This is a genomic window from Rhizobium sp. BK060 (genome assembly GCF_014193145.1).
GTDB lineage: Bacteria > Pseudomonadota > Alphaproteobacteria > Rhizobiales > Rhizobiaceae > Rhizobium.
The window spans coordinates 158,923-179,771 of sequence record NZ_JACHYW010000002.1; the positions used below are offsets into that span (position 1 = coordinate 158,923).

The 20,849-nt window shown below is 60.7% G+C and carries 16 protein-coding genes and 1 pseudogene; 9 read left to right on the forward strand and 8 right to left on the reverse strand.

The annotated features are described in order from the left end of the window. Window positions 1-18 precede the first annotated feature (18 nt). From FHT71_RS02960 to FHT71_RS02970, 3 genes are all read left to right on the forward strand, one after another. Window positions 19-1,671 (forward strand): alpha-glucosidase family protein, encoded by a 1,653-nt coding sequence (locus tag FHT71_RS02960; RefSeq protein ID WP_037083336.1) that lies wholly within the window; start codon window positions 19-21, stop codon window positions 1,669-1,671. A gap of 21 nt (window positions 1,672-1,692) precedes the next feature. Continuing rightward, entirely contained in the window at window positions 1,693-2,784 is a 1,092-nt protein-coding gene (gene ugpC / locus FHT71_RS02965; protein ID WP_007796708.1) for a sn-glycerol-3-phosphate ABC transporter ATP-binding protein UgpC, read from the forward strand. Between the two features lie 173 nt (window positions 2,785-2,957). Continuing rightward, window positions 2,958-3,311, forward strand: coding sequence for a hypothetical protein (locus FHT71_RS02970; RefSeq protein ID WP_132588341.1), 354 nt, complete (start codon window positions 2,958-2,960; stop codon window positions 3,309-3,311). Window positions 3,312-3,434: 123 nt separating this feature from the next. Here FHT71_RS02970 and edd read toward each other — a convergent pair whose 3' ends face one another. The 5 genes from edd to FHT71_RS02995 all read right to left on the reverse strand — a co-directional run bounded on the left by edd (window position 3,435) and on the right by FHT71_RS02995 (window position 10,379). After that, entirely contained in the window at window positions 3,435-5,255 is a 1,821-nt protein-coding gene (edd, locus tag FHT71_RS02975; RefSeq protein WP_132588342.1) for a phosphogluconate dehydratase, read from the reverse strand. Window positions 5,256-5,311: 56 nt separating this feature from the next. Next, the gene (gene pgl / locus FHT71_RS02980) at window positions 5,312-6,010 is read right to left on the reverse strand and encodes a 6-phosphogluconolactonase (RefSeq protein ID WP_183718858.1); all 699 of its coding nucleotides are present in this window, start codon (window positions 6,008-6,010) and stop codon (window positions 5,312-5,314) included. 11 nt (window positions 6,011-6,021) lie between these two features. Beyond that, on the reverse strand, window positions 6,022-7,497 hold the full coding sequence (gene zwf, locus FHT71_RS02985; RefSeq protein ID WP_132588344.1) for a glucose-6-phosphate dehydrogenase: 1,476 nt from the start codon (window positions 7,495-7,497) through the stop codon (window positions 6,022-6,024). A gap of 133 nt (window positions 7,498-7,630) precedes the next feature. Next, window positions 7,631-8,929 carry an FAD-binding oxidoreductase gene (locus tag FHT71_RS02990; protein ID WP_183718860.1) on the reverse strand — a complete coding sequence of 433 codons (1,299 nt, stop codon included), beginning with the start codon at window positions 8,927-8,929 and terminating at the stop codon, window positions 7,631-7,633. 13 nt (window positions 8,930-8,942) lie between these two features. Continuing rightward, entirely contained in the window at window positions 8,943-10,379 is a 1,437-nt protein-coding gene (locus FHT71_RS02995) for a glutamine synthetase family protein (protein ID WP_037083376.1), read from the reverse strand. Between the two features lie 170 nt (window positions 10,380-10,549). On the opposite strand from FHT71_RS02995, the gene FHT71_RS03000 reads away from it, so the two are divergent. The 4 genes and pseudogenes from FHT71_RS03000 to FHT71_RS03015 all read left to right on the forward strand — a co-directional run. Continuing rightward, window positions 10,550-11,683, forward strand: coding sequence for an NAD(P)/FAD-dependent oxidoreductase (locus tag FHT71_RS03000; RefSeq protein ID WP_183718938.1), 1,134 nt, complete (start codon window positions 10,550-10,552; stop codon window positions 11,681-11,683). Between the two features lie 149 nt (window positions 11,684-11,832). Further along, window positions 11,833-11,976 carry a hypothetical protein gene (locus FHT71_RS03005; protein ID WP_007796730.1) on the forward strand — a complete coding sequence of 48 codons (144 nt, stop codon included), beginning with the start codon at window positions 11,833-11,835 and terminating at the stop codon, window positions 11,974-11,976. A 301-nt stretch (window positions 11,977-12,277) separates the two neighbouring features. Continuing rightward, a complete protein-coding gene (locus tag FHT71_RS03010) occupies window positions 12,278-14,806 on the forward strand; it encodes a HAMP domain-containing methyl-accepting chemotaxis protein (protein WP_037083341.1) in 2,529 nt (842 codons plus the stop codon). 144 nt (window positions 14,807-14,950) lie between these two features. After that, window positions 14,951-16,511 (forward strand): annotated as a pseudogene (locus FHT71_RS03015) (methyl-accepting chemotaxis protein); the annotation flags it as partial. Here the strand turns inward: FHT71_RS03015 and FHT71_RS03020 are convergent. Then, entirely contained in the window at window positions 16,484-16,717 is a 234-nt protein-coding gene (locus tag FHT71_RS03020; protein ID WP_132588347.1) for a hypothetical protein, read from the reverse strand. The pseudogene FHT71_RS03015 and the gene FHT71_RS03020 sit on opposite strands and share 28 nt — an antisense overlap. Window positions 16,718-16,804: 87 nt before the next feature. Here FHT71_RS03020 and FHT71_RS03025 point away from each other — a divergent pair, with 87 nt between their 5' ends. Continuing rightward, complete coding sequence (locus FHT71_RS03025) at window positions 16,805-17,674, forward strand: LysR family transcriptional regulator (protein WP_183718862.1); 870 nt, start codon at window positions 16,805-16,807, stop codon at window positions 17,672-17,674. Window positions 17,675-17,693: 19 nt separating this feature from the next. Here the strand turns inward: FHT71_RS03025 and FHT71_RS03030 are convergent, their stop codons facing one another. Both FHT71_RS03030 and aceA read right to left on the reverse strand, forming a co-directional pair. Next, on the reverse strand, window positions 17,694-17,930 hold the full coding sequence (locus tag FHT71_RS03030) for a hypothetical protein (RefSeq protein ID WP_007796744.1): 237 nt from the start codon (window positions 17,928-17,930) through the stop codon (window positions 17,694-17,696). Between the two features lie 22 nt (window positions 17,931-17,952). Next, window positions 17,953-19,242, reverse strand: a complete 1,290-nt coding sequence (gene aceA, locus FHT71_RS03035; protein WP_132588349.1) for an isocitrate lyase — start codon at window positions 19,240-19,242, stop codon at window positions 17,953-17,955. 192 nt (window positions 19,243-19,434) lie between these two features. On the opposite strand from aceA, the gene FHT71_RS03040 reads away from it, so the two are divergent. After that, window positions 19,435-20,847 (forward strand): short-chain fatty acyl-CoA regulator family protein, encoded by a 1,413-nt coding sequence (locus FHT71_RS03040; protein WP_132588350.1) that lies wholly within the window; start codon window positions 19,435-19,437, stop codon window positions 20,845-20,847. The last annotated feature ends 2 nt before the right edge of the window (window positions 20,848-20,849 follow it).

Below are 20,849 nucleotides of genomic sequence, written 5' to 3' on the forward strand. Positions count from 1 at the left end.
GACTATCCAACAGGAAACATGAGCATGGCATCTCAATCCATTTTGACGGCCGACAAGGACTGGTGGCGTGGCGCGGTGATCTATCAGATCTATCCGCGCTCCTACCAGGACTCCAATGGCGACGGCATCGGCGACCTGAAGGGCATCACCGCTCGCCTGCCGCATGTCGCCGCCCTTGGCGCTGACGCGATCTGGATCTCGCCCTTCTTCACCTCGCCGATGCGCGATTTCGGCTATGACGTTTCCGACTACGAGAACGTCGATCCGATCTTCGGCACGCTGGTGGATTTCGACACGCTGATATCTGAGGCTCATCGCCTCGGTATTCGCGTGATGATTGATCTCGTCATCTCGCACAGCTCCGACCAGCATCCGTGGTTCGTCGAAAGCCGCGCCAGCAAGACCAACGCCAAGGCGGATTGGTATGTTTGGGCCGATGCCAAGCCGGATGGCACGCCACCGAACAACTGGCTGTCGATCTTCGGCGGGTCCGCATGGGCGTGGGATCCGACGCGCATGCAGTATTACATGCACAACTTCCTTACCTCGCAGCCGGATATGAACCTGCACAATCCCGAGGTTCAGGACCGGCTGCTGGATGTCGTCCGTTTCTGGTTGAAGCGCGGTGTCGATGGCTTCCGTCTCGATACGATCAACTTCTACTTCCACGACAAGGAACTGCGTGACAATCCGGCGCTGCCTCCCGAGCGCCGCAACGCTTCAACCGCTCCGGCGGTCAATCCGTATAACTTCCAGGAACACGTCTACGACAAGAACCGTCCCGAGAACCTGGAGTTCCTGAAGCGGTTCCGCGCCGTGCTCGAGGAGTTTCCGGCGATTGCAGCGGTCGGCGAAGTCGGCGACAGCCAGCGCGGTCTTGAGATTGTCGGAGAATACACTTCCGGCAACGACAAGATGCACATGTGCTATGCCTTCGAGTTCCTGGCTCCCGATCCGCTCTCGCCGGAACGTGTCGAGGAAGTGATGGAGGATTTCGCGGCGGCTGCACCGGATGGCTGGGCCTGCTGGGCATTCTCCAACCACGATGTCATGCGCCATGTCAGCCGCTGGGGATCGCTCGTTGCCGATCACGATGCCTTTGCCAAGCAGTACACATCGCTGTTGATGACGTTGCGCGGCTCCGTTTGCCTCTATCAGGGAGAAGAGCTTGGATTGACAGAGGCAGATCTCGCCTACCAGGACCTGCAGGACCCCTATGGCATCCAGTTCTGGCCGGAATTCAAGGGCCGTGACGGCTGCCGCACGCCGATGGTTTGGGACAGTCAGGTCGCTCAGGGCGGCTTCTCGACCGTCAAGCCGTGGCTGCCGGTTCCGGTCGAGCACATCCTGCGCGCCGTCAGCGTCCAGCAGGGCGACGAAACCTCCGTGCTCGAGCACTATCGCCGCTTCCTTGCCTTCCGCAAGCAGCACCCGGCGTTCGCCAAGGGCGAGATCGAGTTCATCGAGCCGCAGGACGACGTGCTGATCTTCGTGCGCGAGTATGGCAACGAAAAGCTGCTCTGCGTCTTCAACATGAGCGCTGCCGAAAGCGCCGTCGTTTTGCCTGCCGGAGACTGGCAGGCGTTGACGGGCCACGGCTTCGTCAGCAATAACTACGGTGAGAAGATCGATATTCCGGCGTGGGGAGCGTACTTCGCTCGTCTCGCCTGACGATTTGAGGAGGAGGAATTAATGACTGGACTGACGCTCAAGGATATTCGCAAATCCTACGGTTCCGTGGACGTTCTCCACGGCATCGATCTGGAGATCAAGGAGGGCGAGTTCGTTGTGTTCGTCGGTCCTTCGGGCTGCGGAAAATCCACCCTGTTGCGCATGATTGCCGGCCTGGAGAACATCACCGGCGGTGACATGTATATCGACGGCCAACTGGTCAACGACGTTCCGCCCTCCAAGCGCGGTATCGCCATGGTGTTCCAGTCCTATGCGCTTTATCCGCATATGACGGTCTACGACAATATGGCGTTCGGCATGAAGATCGCCGGCGAAAGCAAGCAGGAGATCGATCGCCGCGTTCGTGCCGCCGCCGAAAGCCTGCAGCTCACCCGGTACCTCGATCGCCTGCCGAAGGCGCTCTCCGGTGGTCAGCGGCAGCGTGTCGCCATCGGCCGCGCCATCTGCCGCAACCCCAAGGTCTTCCTCTTCGATGAGCCGCTGTCGAACCTCGACGCAGCGCTTCGTGTCGCAACCCGCATCGAGATCGCCCGGCTGAGCGAGCAGATGGCCGGCACGACGATGATCTACGTCACCCACGACCAGGTGGAAGCGATGACGCTTGCCGACCGCATCGTCGTCCTCTCCGCCGGCAATATCGAGCAGGTGGGGGCGCCGCTGGAACTCTACGAGCGTCCGGCAAACCTCTTCGTTGCCAAGTTCATCGGTTCTCCGGCCATGAACGTCATCCCGTCGACCATCACCGAGGCTGGCAATACGACCACGGTGACGCTGACAGGCGGCAAGTCCGTGACACTAGACATTCCCACAGCGGCCGCCGAGAAGGGCAAGACCGCAAGCTTCGGCGTTCGTCCTGAAGATTTGCGTATCGCCGGTGCCGGCGATGACTACCTCTTCGAGGGCGAAGTTTCGATCGTCGAGGCGCTCGGCGAAGTGACGCTTCTCTACATCGAGGGCCTCGTTCCAGGCGAACCGATCATCGTCAAGCTGCCCGGCATCTATGACGTCAGGAAGGGTCAGAAGATGCATTTCTCCGCCGATCGGACGAAGCTGCATCTGTTCGATGCCGATGGCCGGACCTACCGTAAATAGCATCCGATCCATTTTTGGGCCGTTCCAAAAAACGGCCCAAATCGGAACTCTTCTCACCTTCTGTTAAAGATTCGATTGGTAAGATTTCCCCGTTGCATATCGAGGGGAATACGGCGGTGGCTGCATCCAATTCAATGCCTTCCGGGCACTTCTTGAACAAAGAAGAATCCTTCATGTACGACCGTGAGGTGCGGTTCAAGATGGAGGATACGATGAACGCCGCACGCATCGAATATACCGAGAAGGGCGTCATGCACATGGCGTCCCGGCGATGCGATATCATTCGTATTTCGAAGAGCACTGCGGTCCTCGCGCTGCTCACCCAATACGCCCTTCCGAAGCAGTTCTATCTCGATATCCCGGATGCCCGCATCACCAAGGTCGGCTGCATGCTGATGCGGGTGAATACCAACAACACGATCGAAGTCCGGTTCCTTCGGATGTTGAATGACAAGGAACTCAACAAGATCTTTGTCTACAGCACACACCCGGCGCACCGTGATCGCGTGCTCGACATTCGCGCCTGATTTCTCGAAGCATTGAAAGACAAAAGCCCGCGAGTTTCTGAACCGACCCCCGAAGGTTGTTGTCCAACATTCGGGGGGCAGTTCATTTCCTCGCGGGCTTGCTGTTTTTCAGCGCAATGCCGCTCAGTGGAACAGCACGCTTGCACCACGATCCGAAGGGCCAACGGCGCGGCGGAAGGGTGCAAACAGGTCCCTGCCCATGCCGAATTCGTTCTCGGAAAGATCGGCGACAACAGATTCACGTTCAGCCAGATCGGCAGCGTCGACCAGCACCTCCAGTGTGCCCGCGATCGCATCGAGGCGGATAATATCGCCGTCCTTGATCCGCGCGATCGGACCGCCGTCGACAGCTTCCGGCGTGACGTGGATTGCTGCCGGCACCTTGCCTGAGGCGCCCGACATGCGGCCGTCCGTCAGAAGCGCGACGCGGAAGCCGCGGTCCTGCAGCACGCCGAGCGGCGGCGTCAGCTTGTGCAGTTCCGGCATACCGTTCGCCTTCGGTCCCTGGAAACGGACAACGGCGATGAAGTCCTTGTTGAGTTTCCCGTCCTTGAACGCGTCCTGCAATTCCTGCTGGCTGTGGAAGACGACGGCCGGCGCTTCGATGACGTGCCTGTCCTGCTTGACCGCAGAGATCTTGATAACGGCCTTGCCGAGATTGCCGCGCAGCATCTTCAGGCCGCCATTGGCCTGGAAAGGCGTCTCGATATTGGCAAGCACCTTCGGGTCGACGCTTTTTTCCGGCGCCGGTTCGCGCACGATCGTGCCGTCGTCGCCGAGGCGGGGATCGATGGTGTAGGCCTGCAGGCCCTGGCCGAAGACGGTGCGCACGTCGTCATGTAGCATGCCGTGCTTAAGCAGTTCCTTGATGAGGAAGCCCATGCCGCCCGCCGCGTGGAAGTGGTTCACGTCTGCAAGGCCGTTCGGATAGACGCGCGCCAGTAGCGGCACCACTTCGGAAAGCTCGGCGATATCCTGCCAGGTCAACTGGATGCCTGCTGCCCGCGCCATGGCGACAAGGTGCAGGGTGTGGTTCGTCGAGCCGCCGGTCGCATGCAGACCGACGACGCCGTTGACGACGGAGCGTTCGTCGATCATCTCGCCGGCGGGCGTGAACTCGTTGCCCTGTGCGGTGATCGCCAGCGCCCGCTTGGCCGCCTCACGCGTGAAGGCTTCGCGCAGCGGCGTGCCCGGATTGATGAAGGAGGAGCCGGGCATATGGAAGCCCATGATCTCCATCAGCATCTGGTTTGAGTTCGCCGTGCCGTAGAATGTGCAGGTGCCCGGACCGTGGTACGACTTCGATTCCGCTTCCAGAAGTTCGGCGCGGCCGACCTTGCCTTCTGCATAGAGCTGTCGCACGCGCGACTTCTCGTCGTTCGGAAGACCCGTCGTCATCGGCCCGGCCGGCACGAAGATTGCCGGTAGGTGACCGAAGGAGAGGGCGGCAATGACGAGGCCCGGCACGATCTTGTCGCAGACACCGAGGAAGAGCGCGGCATCGAACATGTTGTGTGAGAGGCCAACACCGGCCGCCATGGCGATCAGATCACGGGAAAACAGCGAGAGCTCCATGCCCGGTTGGCCCTGCGTGACGCCATCGCACATGGCTGGGACGCCACCCGCCACCTGGGCGATGCCACCGGCCTCCGCTGCTGCCTCGCGAATGATCGCCGGATAGTGCTCGAAGGGCTGATGCGCGGAGAGCATGTCATTGTAGGAGGTGATGATGCCCAGATTGGGCACGCGGTCCCCCGCCAGTGCCTCCTTCTCCGCGGGGGAACAGACCGCGAAGCCGTGCGCGAGGTTGGCGCAACCGAGAACCGAGCGGCTTACACCTTTGGAAGCGGCGTTTCGCAGGCGCTCCAGATAGAGTCCGCGCGTCGGCTTCGATCGTTCGACAATGCGGGCGGTGATCGCAGAAATGCGTGCATTAGCGGACATGGGAGGTATCCTGCCTTGGTTGCTCTTCAATTTTCGTTCGCGGCTTGCCCGAAGGCCTATGGAGCCCAGTAGACTTCGACCGGGCTCGTTGCCCGCCGCAGAATGGCGCGGATCGGCATCTCTGCCTCGTCGCCGGCTCTCTCGGCCTTCGTCAGGACGTCCTTCTTGCTCTCGCCTTCGATGTGAAGCACGAGCAGCTTTGCATCCTGAAGGCTGGAGAAGGTGAAGGTGAGCCGCGGCTCGCCCGCGCCGTCCGCCTCCATGGTAATGATACCACGTGGCGTCTTAGCGTCGAGCGCGACCTTCAGATTGCTGCCATCCGGGAAGAACGAGGCCGTGTGGCCGTCACCGCCCATTCCGAGGATCGCCACGTCAAAGGGATTGCTGATCGAAGCGGTCGCCGTCGTCGCAAGCTTCGCCGCGTCCTCGACCGACGCCGCCGCCTGATAGAGTGGCAGGAAGCGCGCGGCTTTCGCTTTGTTCTTCAGGAGGTTGTCGGCCACCAGCAGATGGTTCGAGCGCGGATTGTCCGCAGGCACGAAACGCTCGTCGACCAGCGTGATGGTCACTTTGGTCCAGTCGAGATCACGCGCCGAAAGCTCCTGGAAGAAGAGCCTCGGCGTCGAACCGCCGGAGACGGCGAACGTCGCCGCTCCGCGTGCGTCGATTGCGGCGGAAAGCGACGCAACGACTTTGTCTGCCAGGTTGCGAGCCAGTTCTGCGCCGTTGGCGAAAGCATGCATCGTCGCTGCCATCGTCTTTGATCCTACAGGTTGTCGTGCCAGGTGCGGCCGTCACGCTCGATGAGCGCGATTGATTGGCTAGGACCCCAGGTGCCGGCGGTATAGCCTTGAACCTTCTGTCCGGTCGTTTCCCAACCCTTGAGGATCGGATCCACCCACTGCCATGCCGCCTCCACTTCGTCGCGGCGCATGAACAGCGTCTGGTTGGAACGGATGACGTCCATCAGCAGGCGCTCGTAGGCATCCGGGTTCCGCACCGAGAAGGACTCGGCGAAGCTCATGTCGAGCGAGACGTTGCGCAGACGCATACCGCCTGGACCTGGATCCTTAATCATCAGAGACTGCTTGACGCCTTCGTCAGGCTGCAGGCGAATGATGAGCTGGTTCTGGTTGATGCGGCCGGCGGACTGATCGAAGACCGAGTGCGGGATCGGCTTGAAGGTGATGACGATCTCTGACATGCGACCGGCAAGACGCTTGCCGGTGCGGATGTAGAAGGGAACGCCGGCCCAGCGCCAATTGCCGATCTCGGCTTTGATGGCAACGAAGGTTTCGGTGTTCGAAACGCCGCCTTCGAGCTCTTCCAGGTAGCCCTTGACTGGACCACTGCCGGAAGCGCCTGCGCGATACTGGCCGCGAACGGTGCTGGTCTCGACGTTCGATGCGTTGATCGGCTTCAATGCCCGCAGCACCTTTAGCTTCTCGTCGCGGACGGCTTCGGAGTCCATCGAAGAAGGAACTTCCATTGCAACCAGGCAGACGAGCTGCATGATGTGGTTCTGCACCATGTCGCGCAGAGCGCCGGCGGTATCGTAGTAGCCCGCGCGACCTTCGAGGCCGACCGACTCGGCAACCGTAATCTGTACGTGGTCGATGTGATTGGCATTCCACAGCGGCTCATAGAGCGCGTTGGCAAAGCGCAGCGCCATCAGGTTCTGCACCGTTTCCTTGCCGAGATAGTGATCGATACGGAAGATCTGTTCTTCCTTGAAGACCTTGCCGATCGTGTCGTTCAGCTGCAGGGCGGAAGCGAGATCGCGGCCGATCGGCTTCTCGACAACGATGCGCGTCGACTTGGTGATCAGCTTGTGGTCGTGGATCTTCTGCGAGATGTCGCCGAAAATACCAGGCGCAACGGCGAGGTAAAAGGCGCGTACGCGATCCTTGCCCTCATCCAGAAGCTTCTTCAGTTGATCCCAGCCGGCGTCCGAACGCGCATCGACAGGCACGTAGTACAGGCGCCGCAGGAATTTCGCGACCTCGGTCTCGTCGTACTCACCCTTCTTGAGATGCTCCTTCAGGGCGTCCTGGGCAAACTTTCGATATTCCTCGTTCGTAAGCGGGCTGCGCGAGGCGCCGATGATACGGGTCGGCTCAGTGAATTGACCTTCGATCTGACGATGGTAAAGGGCCGGAAGCAACTTGCGTTCTGCAAGGTCGCCACTGCCGCCGAAAACGACATAATCAAAGGGTTCAACGGGGATGATTTGGCTGCTCATGAGGATGTCTCTCAATCAGACGAGTTATTGGCTCTTTAATCTAATCGATTTAAAAAAGCCAGTGTGCGATGCAATGAATCTCTCGGAAAGAGGTTTTAGTTCGAATTGCCGCGCGATGAAATCCGCAATCTGACTAAAATTTGTCGCGCAACGCAAACCAGGAAAGCGCCAGAAAGAGCAGCGGCGCCCGCATGGCGGCGCCCCCTGGAAAGGCCGGAATATCGAGCGACCTGAAAAGATCGAGATCCGCCGATTTTCCCAGAACCGTTTGCGCGTAGAGCCTTCCACAATAGTTTGCGAGCATGACGCCGTGTCCGGAATAGCCGCCGATCGAGGTCACGCCAGGCATGACCTCGCGCACGAAGGGCTGCCGCGGCATGGTGATGCCGACCGAACCGCCCCAGGCATGCGTGATCTCGATATCCCGAAGCGTCGGGTAGATTTCCGCGATCTGCCGGCGGATGTGCTGCGTAATGTCGCGCGGATTGTCGGCCGTATAGGCTTCTCGACCGCCGAAGAGTAGCCGTCCGTCCTTGGACTTGCGGAAGTAGCGCACGACGAAGCGTGAGTCGGCCACGGCTTCGCCACCAGAAAGTACCTCCGGATAGCGGTCGAGTGGAGCGGTGGCGCCGATGAAGGAGCGAATGGGCATCACGTGGCTTGCAGTCACCGGCTCGAGATTGCCGATGTAGCCGTCGCAGGCAATCAACGCCTTGTCAGCGGTGATCGTGCCTCTCGGCGTCTCTATCGTCACCTTGCGGCTACCCTGGCGAATCGCCGTCGCCTTCGTCATCTCGAAAACTTGCGCCCCGGCATTGGCCGCAACACGGGCCAGACCGATCAGCAGCTTCAGCGGGTGGATATGACCCGTGCCGGTATCGCGAACGCCGCAATAATAGCGCGTCGAGCCAAGCCGCTCCTGGGTCTCGGCTTTGTCCATGAAGCGCACATGAGGGTAGTTGTAGCGCATAGCCGCGATCTCGGCATTTTCGTAATAGTCCGGCCTGTAGCTTTCCTTGTGCGCTACGTTCATCTGCCCCGGCATGTAGTCCATGTCGATCTGATGGTCCGTGGCAAAATCCATGAGATGCCGCTTGGCGGCCTCGGCAAGGTTAAACAGCGCGCGCGAGCGCTCGTAACCGATTTTTTCCTCAAGCTCTTCCGGCCACCAGCGCTGTCCGGTGCCGAGCTGGCCGCCATTGCGCCCGGAGGCGCCGTCGCCAAACCGGCACGCCTCGATGAGAACCACCGAGACGCCTGACTTGGCGAGATTGTAGGCAGCCTGCAGCCCTGTGTAACCGCCGCCGACGATCGCGACGTCGCAAGTCGTCGAGCCGTCGAGTGCGGGATAGGTCGGCCGTTCGCCGACCGTTGCCTGATACCACGAAATGCCGGGCGCAATGGGGCTTTGCCATCTCTCCTGCAATGTCATGACCAAGCCCTCCCTACACGTTCAGCAGAAGGAATTCGCGTTCCCAGGGGCTGATCACCTGCATGAAGGTTTCGAATTCTCCGCGCTTCACACCGGCGTAGATACCGAGGAACTCCTTGCCGAATACTTCCTCGAAGGCTTCCTCGTCCTCCATCAGTGCGACGGCCTCCAGAAGACCGCGCGGCAGATCGATCGAACCCTCGTTTGCCGTGTCCTCTGTCGGCGCGGTCGGCTCGATGCCCTTCATGATGCCGAGCAGGCCGGAGGCCAGCGAGGCGGCAAGCGCGAGATAAGGATTGGCGTCCGAACTCGGCAGGCGGTTTTCCACGCGCCTTGCCTGCGGATCGGACACCGGCACACGGAACGCCGTCGTGCGGTTGTCGTAACCCCAGGCATTGTTGACGGGCGCCGACATGTCGGGCGTCAGCCGGCGGTAGGAGTTCACATAGGGCGCCAGCATCACCATGGAACTCGGCACGTATTTCTGCAGGCCGCCGATGAAATGGAAGAATTCACGTGAGGCGGAACCGTCCGGGTTCGAGAAGATATTCTTGCCTGTCTCCACGTTGACCACGGACTGGTGGATGTGCATGGCCGAACCCGGTTGGCCCTGCATCGGCTTGGCCATGAAGGTCGCGTAGATGCCGTGTTTCATTGCCGCTTCGCGGATCGTGCGCTTGAACAGGAACACCTGGTCGGCAAGCTCGATTGGATTGCCGTGGCGCAGGTTGATCTCCAGCTGCGCCGGGCCCTCCTCGTGGATCAGCGTGTCGATCTCGAGGCCCTGCTTCTCCGAGAAATGATAGATGTCGTCGATCAGTTCGTCGAACTCGTTGATACCGGCGATCGAATAGCCCTGACCGCCGAGGATCGAGCGACCGGAGCGGCCCTTCGGCGGATGCAGCGGATAGTCGGGGTCGTCGTTCTTGGCAACCAGGTAGAATTCGATCTCGGGCGCCACGATCGGCTTCCAGCCGCGGTCGCCATAAAGCTTCAGTACACGTTTCAGGACGTTGCGTGGCGTATAGGGAACCTCTTCGCCGTCTACGCTGACGATGTCGCAGATCACCTGCGCCGTCGGGTCGGTTTCCCAAGGGACCACGGAGAGCGTGGAAAGGTCGGGAACCAGCTTCAGGTCGCTGTCCCTGGGCTCATAGCGGAAGCTTTCGGTCTCATCCGGATACTCGCCGGAGATTGTGTGACGGTAGATCGCCGAGGGCAGGGCAAGCGAGGTGTTTGACGTGAATTTGGAGCTCGGCATCATCTTGCCGCGCGGCACGCCGGCAAGGTCCGGCGTGATGCACTCGATGTCTTCGATGCCACGCGCCCGCAAGAACTGCGCTGCTTCCTTCCAGTTTGCAACGCCGCGCTGGTGTCCGGGGTCCGGGGGTGTTTTCTTCGAGGCGGGTACGTTTCTGGCAGGCTTCAGCGTCGTCTTTTTTGGGGACATGACACACCGGTTTGCGTTGATCGTGACGGCATCATAGCTGGAGTTTGGCAATTGGCGAGGGGGAGGCACGTTGACTTTCGCCTCTTGATGGAAAAAGAAGACGCCTTTCGACAAGGGAAGTGGTTTTGCGAAAAAGCGATGTGATCGTCATCGGCGCGGGCGCCGCCGGCATGATGTGCGCCATTCGCGCCGCCCAGCGCGGTCGCTCGGTCATCGTCCTGGACCATGCGAAGACGCCGGGCGAAAAGATCCGCATCTCCGGCGGCGGCCGCTGCAATTTCACCAATATAAATACTGGCCCGAAAAGCTTCCTCTCTGCCAATCCGCATTTTTGCAAATCGGCCCTCGCGCGGTTCACGCCTTCCGACTTCATCGCCATGGTCGATCGCCACCGGATCGCCTGGCACGAGAAGACGCTTGGCCAGTTGTTCTGCGACGATAGCGCCAAGGACATTATCCGCATGCTGCTCGACGAGATGCAGACAGCCGGCGCGGCGTTGCATCTGCGTACCGAGATCGGGGATGTCGAAAAGAGCGGCGAAGGCTTCCGCATCTCGACGTCGGAGGGCGCATACGAATGCCGCTCGCTGGTCCTCGCGACCGGCGGCAAGTCGATTCCGAAGATGGGGGCGACCGGCTTTGCCTATCGCGTCGCCGAGCAGTTCGGCCTTCCCCTGGTCGAGACGCGGCCCGGCCTTGTGCCGCTGACCCTGGATCAGGCCACGCTCGAAAGCCTTTCCGAACTCTCGGGCATATCAGCCTCGGTCGAAATCCGCCACGGCAATACCGCCTTCCGCGAAGCCCTGCTCTTCACGCATCGCGGCCTCAGCGGTCCGGCGATCCTGCAGATCTCCTCCTATTGGCGCGAGGGCGACGACATCACCGTCGACATCGAACCGAATGTCGATCTGCACGAGCATCTGAAGACCGCGAAAAGGGCAAATGGCCGGCAGTCGGCGCAGACGGCGCTGGCCGAGATTCTGCCGAAACGGCTGGCGCAATACCTGACCGAGCGGGAAGGCATCGCGGGTCACATAGCCGATCTCTCCGACAAGGTTTTGCTGCGTCTGGTCGACGCCGTGCAGAACTGGAAGATCAAGCCGTCGGGCTCGGAGGGCTATCGGACCGCCGAAGTGACGCTCGGCGGCATCGATACGGCCGCGCTTGATTCCCGCACCATGGCGGCGAAAAGCGTCCCAGGCCTCTTCTTCATCGGCGAATGCATCGACGTGACCGGCTGGCTCGGTGGCTATAATTTCCAGTGGGCGTGGGCTTCCGGCTTCGTTGCCGGTGAATCTTTGTAGGCACGAAACAACCCGCTCGATTCAAGAGTTCTTAAGGAGGGTGCGCCATCCTGCCTCAATGACAGTTGGAAAAGCGCTTCCTAAATAGAGCTTTACCAGCAAGTCGTTTTGTTGGATTGTTATGCCAGAGATGAAGTGAGGTTCTGCAGATGAACAAGAACACACGACGCGCACGCGCCATTGCAATCGCTCAAGCCAAGCCCGACAACAAGCTCGTCGCCGTACGCTATTTCGTCATCTCTGCCAGTGCACTGGCCGCCGTGGCCGCTCTCCTCCTCGCACGTTGGTTCTGACATGCGCGATCTTTAGACGCCTGGCATGGCGCGCATTTGCGCGCCGGCCGTCTAGCGGATAAATTGATTTGAACACGGCTATCCCGAGTTTTCGCTTATCCGAAAATTAAGACATCCTCTGCAAAACTCGCTCGATATTTTTTGGGCGCTTTCCGTTTTGACGTGAAGCGAGCTGGCAATGACTGCCGCCCAGGCCTCGTGTCCGGGATTCCAATTGTTCCAATAGAGCAGCTCGATGCACTCGGTCGGCGCCCGCCAGGCGGCCGGCGGGAGGAGTGGTGTATGGAAGGCCGGAACCGCCATGTTGATTGATAAGATTCTTTCCCGTTTCAGGATCAAGACCAAGGTCCTGATCTTTGTATTGCCCTTTGTTGTAAGCATTTCTGCCGTCGGCCTGACCGGTCTCTATGCCTCTGGTCTGCTGCAGGGGCGTATGGAAATCTCCAACAGCGTCCTGCAGTCGCTAAGCGGGTTCAAGGATCTTTATGGTTCCATGGACGACTTCCTGCAGATCACCAGCCAGGAAGCACGCGACAAGCTTTATGGGGACATCAAGACACAGCAAGGTACTTTGAACGCCACGCTGAAGCAGATCGGCGAAAACGGCGGACGCGACAACCTGCGGGTTGCGATTGACGGCACTTCCGGGATTTCCGACACCGTGGGCAAGCTCTGGACTCTTCATGAGCAGGAGCTCGCTCTCCGCAAGTCGATCGACGACGCGCAGAAGGTGATGATCACAAGCCGCTTCAACGTGAACTACGATGCGCAGCAGCTTGAGGAAAATATCCGCAAGGACGAAGGCAACGCGACGGCAACGCTCCGCGCCGCCGATCGCCTGCTGAAGGGCGGGGACACGCTTGCCACAGTCATGGGCGATTTCAACAAGGCCCAGTTGCCCGCCGACAAGCTGAAGGTCGTTACCGACGCCATTCCTGCCATCACGAAGGCTCAGCGCCTGATCGAGATTTCGGTACCCGCGAACCAGAAGAGCATGACGCAGTCGCTGTCGCAGACGATCAGTGACGTGAAGGCGCAGGCAACTGCTGCTGACGCCGGCACCGATGAGGCGATAGCCAATCTCGGGCGGCTTGTCTCGCGCTTCCGTCAGATGTCGACCTATACGCAGCTGACGGCGACGCAGATGATGCGCGCGGCGACGACCACCTTCGTCGAGCTCGACAGCCGTATCGCCCAGACGAATTCCGTGCTCGAGGACACGCGCCGCCTGGAGAGCGCGATCTACTCGCTTCAGCTCGTCCTCGGTGAATTCGCCGCCAAGCCGGGCAAGGAAAACCGCGTCCGCCTGCATCAGGAGATCGCGACGCTCGGCACCAATCTCAACACGCTGCTCGCCAGCGCGAAGGGTATGAACTTCGCGGAAGACATCGTCGCGGCCATGTCTCCAGCCCTTGCCTCGATGGACAAGGACGCCCAGAGCCTCGTTGATACGATCAACCAGCGTGTTACTGACTACGCATCCGCCCGCCAGCAACTTGATGCCGTCTGGGGTCAACTGACGACCTTTGCCGAATTGCAAAAGCAGAGCGCCGGTGCCGAGCGTACGCAGGCGAACGGCATTTCGGTGCTGACGACCGGTCTTGGCATTCTGGTCTCGATCATCGGCGGTATCGCCCTGGTTCTAACTCTGCAGCGTCCGATTGGTCAGATCACCGCGGCCATGCGGCGCATTGCCGATGGCGCGCTCGATACGAACATCTCGGGCGATCAGCGGCATGACGAAATTGGCGACATGGCCCGCGCACTCGGCATCTTCAAGGAGAATGCGATCTCCAAGATCCGTATTGAGGAGCAGAGCGATGAAGAGCGTGCTGCTGCCGAGCACGAGCGCCAACGCAACGATGCCGAGAAACGGGAGATGGACCGCCAGATCGAGTTTGCGGTCAACGCGCTGGCCTCCGGTCTCGAGCGCATGTCGCAGGGCGACATTTCGACCACGATCGATACGCCGTTCATCGGGCGTCTCGAGCAGCTTCGCCAGGACTTCAACGGTTCGATGATGCGCCTGCAGGCAACCATGAGCCAGATCCGCGACAACGTCGAGATGATCCAGGGCAACGGCAACCAGATGGCTCAGTCCGCCGAAGATCTTGCCAAGCGCACCGAGCAGCAGGCAGCTTCGCTTGAAGAGACCGCCGCCGCGGTTGAACAGATCACGGTGACGGTCCGCTCCTCTGCGGAGCGCGCCAAGGACGCTGATCAGATCGTCCGCCAGGCCAAGCGCAGCGCCGACGACTCGGCAGTCGTCGTCAGCAACGCCATCGACGCGATGGGCCGTATCGAAGATGCTTCCCGCCAGATCGAGCAGATCATCGGCGTCATCGACGAGATCGCGTTCCAAACCAATCTGCTGGCATTGAACGCCGGCATCGAAGCGGCGCGCGCCGGTGAAGCCGGCAAGGGCTTTGCTGTCGTCGCCATGGAGGTGCGTGAGTTGGCGCAGCGCTCCGCTGCTGCTGCGCAGGAGATCAAGGGCCTCATCAACAAATCGACGACAGAGGTCAGCTCCGGCTCGCAGTTCGTGCAAGAGACCGGCACGGTGCTTGCGAAGATCAGCGCTCAGATCGTCACGATCAGCCAGCATGTCGAGACGATCGCCCGTGCGAGCCATGACCAGTCGGGCGCGCTGCAGGAAGTCAATGCGACGGTGAATCAAATGGATCAGATGACGCAGCAGAACGCGGCAATGGTCGAAGAGACCACCGCCGCGAGCCGCGAGCTTGCAACGGAAGCGGATCTGCTCCTGCAACTGATCCGGCAGTTCAAGATCGACGGCGACATGCAGGGCACGATCTATCGCGCCGCATAAGACGATCGAACTCAATCGCCACAAAGGCTCCGGATTTTCCGGGGCTTTTTGCTTTCTGCCTCCTGCCACGGCCTGGAGACGGCTCAGCGCTTGGGCTCGATTTCAAATTTTTGACAATTGCCAATTTTTTGAAGATTTTCTTTTACCGCGCAGTCGATTGCAGGCGTTGCAACCGCATTTGAACGTCAGGGCAGCGACTACGTCCGCGTCTCGACGAACGTGAAGAAGGAAAACGGCGATCGCGCCGTCGGCACGAAGCTCGCAGCGGATCACCCCGCGCAGGTGGTATTGGCCAGGGGGCAGGCCTACTACGGCCCGGCAGAGCTGTTCGGTCGGAAGTTCATGACTGGTTATTTCCCGGTCAAGAACGCGACCGGCTCAAATGTCGGCATCCTCTTCATCGGCATCCCGATGGAGGTTTACTACAATAGTCTGCAGCAGTTGCTGATCCTGGTGGCCGGCGCTGGCGTCGCGGTATTGCTGCCGGTCGGCGTAGTCGCCTACTTCGCCATCCGGACGTCCGTCAGGCCGCTGGAAGCGCTGACCGCTACCATCCATACGAACTCTGCCGGAAATCTCGATGGATCGATCCCCTGTGTGGAGAAGCAGAACGAGTTCGGCGCCATCGGACGCGCCCTCGCGCTCTTCCGGGATAACGCCCGCGCTCGCCAGACATTGGAAACGCAGGCGGCCGAACAGCGCCAACTCAGCAACGACGAGCGCGCTCGCAACGATGCCGAGAAGCGCACGCTCGACGGTCAGATCGACTTCGCCGTCAATCAGCTCGCGGCCGGTTTGGCGCGTCTGGCGCAGGGCGATGTCTCCCCGACGATCGAGATTGCGTTCGTCGGTTGCCTGGAGCAGCTTCGTGTCGATTTCAACGCATCGCTCATCCGCCTGCAGGAAACGCTGGCCCGCATTCGTGACAACACCGCTTCGATCCAGAGCAATTCCCGCGCCATGCTGGCTTCCGCCGACGAGCTTTCGAAGCGTACGGAAGCGCAGGCTGCCAATCTCGAGGAAAACGGCGGCCGCCGTCGAGGAAATCACGGTAACGGTCAAATCGTCTGCGGTGCGTGCGCGGGAGGCGAACGACGCCGTATCCGTGACGAAGAAGAACGCCGATAGCTCGGGCACCGTGGTCAGCGACACGGTCGCGGCGATGGACCGCATCGAGGAGGCCTCGAAGCAGATCGAACAGATCATTGAAGTCATCGACGACATCGCATTTCAAACGAACCTGCTGGCGTTGAACGCCGGTATCGAGGTGGCGCGCGCCGGTGAGGCAGGCAAGGGTTTCGCCGTCGTTGCGCAGGGAGTGCGCGAGCTCGCGCAGCGCTCTGCAGACGCCGCGCGCGAAATCAAGGGCCTGATCGAGAAGTCGACGCGGGAGGTCACGACCGGATCCGGTCTCGTGCAGAAGACCGGCTCGGTGCTCGCCGCGATCAGTCAGGAGATCATCGCGATCAGCAGTCACGTCGAAACGATCGCAACGGCAAGCCAGGACCAATCGGCCGCTCTGCAGGAGGTCAACGGCGCCGTCAATGCGATGGACCAGATGACGCAGCAGAACGCCGCAATGGTTGAGGAAACGACCGAGGCGAGCCGCCAGCTTGCGAATGAGGCGGATGCGTTGATGGCGCTGGTTCAGCAGTTCCGCTTCGATGCCGCTCCCGATTACGGCCGGACGAGGCAGGCGGCCTGATCGCTGCGCTCAGGTCGACAACGGCCGGGTGCTCTGGCGCGAAACGCTTTGACCGATATTCTGAAGGATGTGAGCAAGGCCGCGAAGCGGACTAGCCGGGAGCTGCCGAAGCTTTCGTAGAACTCGCTTTCGGCTCGCGGCGAATATTTGCCACGGCTGTCGTTGAGCAGGTCTGCAATCTGGGCAATGGCGATGAGAGTGATCATGACGATGTCCTTCCGTCTGGGCATCGCTTTAGTTATTCATCAAAATCTGGTTTATAAACACGAATTATCCCACTATGTTTTTCGTCAATGAAAAATACGCAATGGGATTCTTTTCAGCTCTTTCTTCAGGTTGCCCGGTTTGGCGGGCTGACCGGTGCCAGCGCATCAAGCGGGCTGAGCCCCGCCACGATCGGCCGTCGCATGCTCGATCTGGAGCATGAGATCGGCAAGGCTCTCTTTGTCCGCAGCCAGACGGGCTACAGCCTCACTGTCGATGGCCAGGTGCTTCTGGACCATCTGCAGGACATGGAGGCGGCGGCGCGCAAGGTCGATGCCTGGCGGCAGGCAAGCAGCGTCGGCGCAACGGTGAGGATCGCCGCCGGCACCTGGATCGCATGGCTGCTGACGGAGAACTTCGCTGCTGTCCGCAAGCCCGGCGATGCCTTCGCGGTGTCGCTGACCATCGGCGAAGCACGCGCCAATCTGAACTACAGGGAAAGCGACATCGGTATCCGCGCCTTTGAACCGGAAGAAGGCAACCTTGCCGCCCGCCTGCTCGGCGAAGTGGCCTATGCTGTCTATGTCAGACGGAATGCTGACGGGACCGATGAGCGCTGGGTGGCCGTCGCCGAAGAGGATGCGATATCGAACTACCTTCGCTGGCCGCATCGCAACGCAGCCGGCTCGATCGCTGCGACCGTCAACCGGCCGCGCTCACTGCCGGAACTGGTGAGGGCAGGGGCCGGTAAGGCGGTCTTGCCGTGCTTCGTCGGCGACCTCGATCCCGAATTGCAGCGCCTCGGCAGCGAGCTGCCGGAACTGCGCCACCGGCAATGGATCGTCATGAACAGCGAAGATCGGCACCGGCCGGAAATCCGGACCGTTGCCGATCGCATGACGAGATTGCTGAAGAGCCATGTCGATCTCTTCGCGGGCAAGCGCTCCAGCCGAAGCTGAGAGCGTCGCCTGATCCTACTCAGTTGCGCCCCGCGACGATGACGGGGATCAAAAGGTCTCCCCAGTTCCCGTCGCCGCCATGGTGTCTCGCCGAGCGAACGATCTCGACGGAAACGCCGGCATCGACCGCCTTCATGACCGACTGGTTCAGCCGGTGCAGGTCATTGGCCAGCATGCGGATCATCGTCTGCTGATCCGGTGTCATGCAGGTGGATTGTTCTTCAGCGCGTTCCTTGACGCGTGCAAGCGTAGGCATGGCATTCTCCTCCTTGGTGCGATCATTCTGCTGCTGGTTTGAACTGCGCGTGCTCGGTGGATTCCTTCATCGCCGTCGTCGACGAACGTCCGCCGGTGATGGCCATCGAAACGGCATCGAAATAGCCGGTGCCGACTTCGCGCTGATGTTTGGTTGCGGTGTAGCCGTTGATCTCGGCCGCGAACTCCGCCTCCTGCAGTTCGGAATAGGCGGCCATCTGCCGGTCCTTGTAGCCTCTGGCGAGCTCGTACATTCCGAAGTTCAGCTGATGGAATCCGGCCAGCGTGATGAACTGGAACTTGTAGCCCATCGCGCCGAGTTCGCGCTGGAACTTGGCGATCGTCGTGTCGTCTAGGTTCTTCTTCCAGTTGAACGACGGCGAGCAGTTGTAGGCGAGCAGTTTGCCGGGATGCACCTTGTGCACGCCTTCGGCAAAACGGCGTGCTTGCTCCAGATCCGGTTTCGAGGTTTCGCACCAGATGAGATCGCAGTGCGGCGCGTAGGCGACGGCGCGAGCGATACAGGGCTCGAGCCCGTTGCGAACCTGATAGAAGCCTTCAACCGTCCGTCCGGCATCGTAATCGACGAAGGGCTGGTCGCGCTCGTCGATATCTGATGTCAGCAGTTTGGCTGCCTCCGCGTCAGTCCGTGCGATGACGAGCGTCGGAACGCCCATGACATCGGCGGCGAGGCGAGCCGCATCGAGGTTGCGGACATGTGCCGCAGTCGGGATCAGAACCTTGCCGCCAAGGTGGCCGCACTTCTTCTCCGATGCCAGCTGGTCCTCGAAGTGAACACCGGCCGCACCCGCTTCGATATAGGCCTTCATGATCTCGAAGGCATTCAACGGGCCGCCAAAGCCTGCCTCCGCATCGGCGACGATCGGCGCAAACCAGGTCTCGACGGAGAGGCCGTTTTGCTCTGATGTTTCGATCTGATCGGCGCGCTGCAGGGTCCGATTGATCCGCTTGGCGAGTTCCGGACCGGCGTTCGCCGGATAGAGCGATTGATCCGGATACATGGCCGAGGCGGTATTGCTATCCGCGGCGACCTGCCAGCCGGAGAGGTAGATTGCCTTCAATCCGGCGCGAACCATCTGCATTGCCTGATTGCCTGAAAGCGCGCCGAGCGCGTTGACGAAATCATCCTGATCCAGGAGCTGCCACAGCCGCTTGGCGCCCATTTCCGCGAGCGTATGGCGCAACTCCACGGAGCCGCGCAGGCGCTTGACGTCGTCGATCGAGTAGGGACGCTCAACCCCGTTGAAGCGTCCTTCTGGAAGGTCTCGGTGCAGCTTGTCAAATTCTGTCATTTCATGCTCCTTGCAGATTATGCGGTCGGTTGGATGATTGACAGAATTTACAATTTGCTGAGAAAGGCCAGAGTTATCTGTAGAATATCGGTCAGAAACGAGTTAGGATGCAAAGCCTTTGACAGGGGCGTTCTGTAAATCTGTAAAGTATTGTAAATTCTGATGCGTCGGAATCTTGTAAAGGATTGTCACATGGCGGAGCGCAAGATTTTTGCGGGGCCAAAAGTCCGGCGCATTCGCAACGGCCTCGGTCTGACTCAGTCCGCGATGGCCGAGGAGCTTGGCATCTCCCCCTCCTATCTCAACCTCATCGAGCGCAACCAGCGGCCGCTGACGGTACAGCTGCTCCTGAAGCTATCGTCGGTCTACAAGGTTGATTTGGAGGAGTTGAGGGACGAGAGCGGCGGTAGCCTCAATCAGCTGCGCGAGATTTTCGCGGATCCACTGCTCGCCGGCGAACTTCCCGGCGATCAGGAACTCGTGGAGGTCGCAGAGGCGGCGCCCAACGCCGCAAGCGGCATCATCAAACTTTACCGTGCCTATAGCGAGCAGGCCAGCCGCCTGTCGGACCTGACGTCGCTAACGGCGGGTGCGGGGCAGGTGCCGCTCGCCGGTGCGCGGCTGCCGGCCGACGAGGTCCGCGATCTCCTTGAGCGGCGCTCGGCATATTTTCCCCAGCTGGAGAATGCCGCCGAGGCCTTTTTAGCGCGCTTTGCCGAGGTGCGCGATCTCCCGGTCGCGTTCAAGGAGTGGCTGCGGGCGGAGCGCGGCATAAGCGTGCGCGTCCTTCCGGTTCACGTCATGCCGGATCTGCGGCGTCGTTTCGATCGGCACTCTATGCGACTCTTCGTTTCCGAACGTCTGTCGCCGGCTGATCAGGCACATGAAGTCGCCATGGAGGTTGCCACGCTTGCATTGCGTGATGCGATCCTGGCGGAACTCGATGGTCTGGCGCTGTCGACGCCGGAGGCGAAGCGGATAGCGCGCTTCGAACTCTGTCGTTACGGAGCTCTGGCGCTCGCGATGCCTTATGCGCCCTTTCTGGCTGCGGCCCAGGGCAGCCGATACGATGTCGATATCCTTCGTTCCCGCTTCGGCGTTTCCTGTGCGCAGGCGGCAGCCCGGCTGGTCATGCTGCAGCGACCGGGTGCCTCCGGCATTCCGTTCTTCATGATGGAGATCGATGCCGCCGGTCACCGGTTGCGGCGTGCGGGAGCGCAGGGTTTCCCGCATTCGCGTTTTGGCGGCGGCTGTCCCAAGCTGAACATTCATGCCGCCTTCCTGCAGCCGGGCCAGATTCTTGCCGAAACGGTCGAAATGCCAGATGGCGCCAGCTATCTCACGGTCTCCCGGACGCTTGAGGGGCCGAACGCCGCGTTTGGCGAGCGGGTGAGGCGCACCGCCTTGCTGATTGGTTGTGAAACTGCCGCTGGTGAAGCGTCGGTCTACGGCCAGGTTGCAGCCATCCAACAGCCGGTCGCGATCGGACCTGCCTGCCGCCTCTGCGAACGGCGCGGATGCCTTGCGCGCGCCGAGCCGCCTGTCACACGGCCGTTGGGCCTCGATGAGATGGTTGCAGGCCTCAGCAGCTTCGATTTCCAATGACT

Bases quoted from the DNA above. Each gene is read 5' to 3' on its own strand.
- FHT71_RS03030 (WP_007796744.1), bottom strand. From the start codon at position 17,930: ATGCCTACGCTTGCACGCGTCAAGGAACGCGCTGAAGAACAATCCACC.
- FHT71_RS03040 (WP_132588350.1), top strand. From the start codon at position 19,435: ATGGCGGAGCGCAAGATTTTTGCGGGGCCAAAAGTCCGGCGCATTCGC.
- ugpC (WP_007796708.1), top strand. From the start codon at position 1,693: ATGACTGGACTGACGCTCAAGGATATTCGCAAATCCTACGGTTCCGTG.
- zwf (WP_132588344.1), bottom strand. From the start codon at position 7,497: ATGAGCAGCCAAATCATCCCCGTTGAACCCTTTGATTATGTCGTTTTC.
- FHT71_RS03005 (WP_007796730.1), top strand. From the start codon at position 11,833: ATGAACAAGAACACACGACGCGCACGCGCCATTGCAATCGCTCAAGCC.
- FHT71_RS03025 (WP_183718862.1), top strand. From the start codon at position 16,805: ATGAAAAATACGCAATGGGATTCTTTTCAGCTCTTTCTTCAGGTTGCC.
- aceA (WP_132588349.1), bottom strand. From the start codon at position 19,242: ATGACAGAATTTGACAAGCTGCACCGAGACCTTCCAGAAGGACGCTTC.
- FHT71_RS02970 (WP_132588341.1), top strand. From the start codon at position 2,958: ATGTACGACCGTGAGGTGCGGTTCAAGATGGAGGATACGATGAACGCC.
- pgl (WP_183718858.1), bottom strand. From the start codon at position 6,010: ATGGCAGCGACGATGCATGCTTTCGCCAACGGCGCAGAACTGGCTCGC.
- FHT71_RS03020 (WP_132588347.1), bottom strand. From the start codon at position 16,717: ATGATCACTCTCATCGCCATTGCCCAGATTGCAGACCTGCTCAACGAC.
- FHT71_RS03000 (WP_183718938.1), top strand. From the start codon at position 10,550: ATGATGTGCGCCATTCGCGCCGCCCAGCGCGGTCGCTCGGTCATCGTC.
- FHT71_RS02995 (WP_037083376.1), bottom strand. From the start codon at position 10,379: ATGTCCCCAAAAAAGACGACGCTGAAGCCTGCCAGAAACGTACCCGCC.
- FHT71_RS02960 (WP_037083336.1), top strand. From the start codon at position 19: ATGAGCATGGCATCTCAATCCATTTTGACGGCCGACAAGGACTGGTGG.
- FHT71_RS03010 (WP_037083341.1), top strand. From the start codon at position 12,278: ATGTTGATTGATAAGATTCTTTCCCGTTTCAGGATCAAGACCAAGGTC.
- FHT71_RS02990 (WP_183718860.1), bottom strand. From the start codon at position 8,929: ATGACATTGCAGGAGAGATGGCAAAGCCCCATTGCGCCCGGCATTTCG.
- edd (WP_132588342.1), bottom strand. From the start codon at position 5,255: ATGTCCGCTAATGCACGCATTTCTGCGATCACCGCCCGCATTGTCGAA.